The 1468-nt window shown below is 47.0% G+C and carries 2 protein-coding genes; both read left to right on the top strand.

What is annotated here, in order from left to right:
• Window positions 1-618 (top strand): dTDP-glucose 4,6-dehydratase (locus R7D93_RS25280; RefSeq protein ID WP_225497219.1); only part of this gene is annotated, 618 nt, incomplete at its 5' end.
• The coding region (gene rfbA, locus R7D93_RS25275; protein WP_225497222.1) for a glucose-1-phosphate thymidylyltransferase RfbA at window positions 618-1468 on the top strand (851 nt) is incomplete at its 3' end. The genes R7D93_RS25280 and rfbA, both read left to right, overlap by 1 nt.

The raw sequence follows: 1468 nt of genomic DNA, 5'->3' as shown, positions 1-1468 counted from the left end.
ACCACCTCATACGCGCCGAGCAGCCCATATTCTGCATCTAAAGCTTCGAGCGATCACCTGGTTCGCGCTTGGCAACGCACTTATGGTTTACCAACACTTATCACGAATTGCTCCAACAACTATGGCCCGTACCACTTCCCAGAGAAGTTGATCCCTCTGATGATTTTAAATGCCCTCGATGGCAAGCCGTTGCCTGTGTATGGCGATGGTATGCAAATCCGAGATTGGCTGTTTGTGGAAGATCATGCTCGCGCTCTTTACAAAGTGGTCAACGAAGGTGAAGTCGGTGAAACCTACAACATCGGTGGTCATAACGAAAAAGCTAACATCGAAGTAGTGAAAACCATTTGTGCATTACTTGAAGAGTTGCGACCAGACAAACCTGCTGGGATAGAGTCTTATGAATCTTTGATCACTTATGTCAAAGATCGCCCTGGTCATGATGTGCGTTACGCAATTGATGCCACCAAGATTGCTCAAGAGCTTAACTGGACGCCAGAAGAAACGTTTGAAAGCGGTATTCGCAAAACCGTGGAATGGTACCTCAATAATCCGCAATGGTGGCAACGCGTGCTTGATGGTTCATACAGTTTAGAGCGATTAGGAGCGGGCGAATAATGAAAGGCATTATTTTAGCAGGTGGCTCGGGCACTCGCCTTTACCCTATTACACGCGGTGTCTCTAAGCAGTTACTGCCGGTTTATGACAAGCCAATGATTTACTACCCGTTGTCAGTACTCATGCTTGCTGGCATTCGTGAAATCTTGATCATCACCACGCCAGAAGACCAGGAAGGATTTCAGCGCCTATTGGGTGATGGCTCAGAGTTTGGCATTGAGTTGCAATACGCGATTCAACCAAGCCCAGACGGCTTAGCTCAAGCGTTCATCATTGGCGAAGAATTCATTGGCGATGATTCAGTATGTTTAGTGCTGGGTGACAACATCTTTTATGGACAAGGGTTCACTCCGAAGTTAAAGAAAGCGGTTGAGACGGCAGAGAGTGGCAATGGGGCTACGGTGTTTGGCTACCAAGTGAAAGACCCTGAGCGCTTTGGTGTGGTTGAGTTTGACGCCGACAGAAAAGCTATCTCTATTGAAGAAAAACCAGCTAAGCCAAAGAGCCACTATGCTGTGACGGGGCTGTATTTCTTTGACAACCAAGTCGTGAGTAGAGCTAAGCAAGTCGAACCATCAGAGCGAGGTGAGCTGGAAATTACCACATTAAATCAAATGTACCTAACAGCAAACGAGCTCAATGTTGAAATGTTAGGGCGTGGTTTTGCCTGGTTAGACACAGGTACTTACGAAAGCTTGCTCGAAGCTGCTCAATTTGTTTCGACGATAGAGAAACGACAAGGTTACAAAGTGGCTTGCTTAGAAGAGATTGCGTATCGCCGAGGCTGGTTAACGCGAGAGCACATTCAAGCCGCAGGAAAAGCCTTATCTAAAAACGATTATGGCCGCTA

Source organism: Vibrio sp. YT-15 (genome assembly GCF_033337445.1).
GTDB lineage: Bacteria > Pseudomonadota > Gammaproteobacteria > Enterobacterales > Vibrionaceae > Vibrio > Vibrio alginolyticus.
The sequence above is the reverse complement of the archived record's forward strand: the minus strand, read 5'-3'. Positions and strand labels throughout refer to the sequence as shown.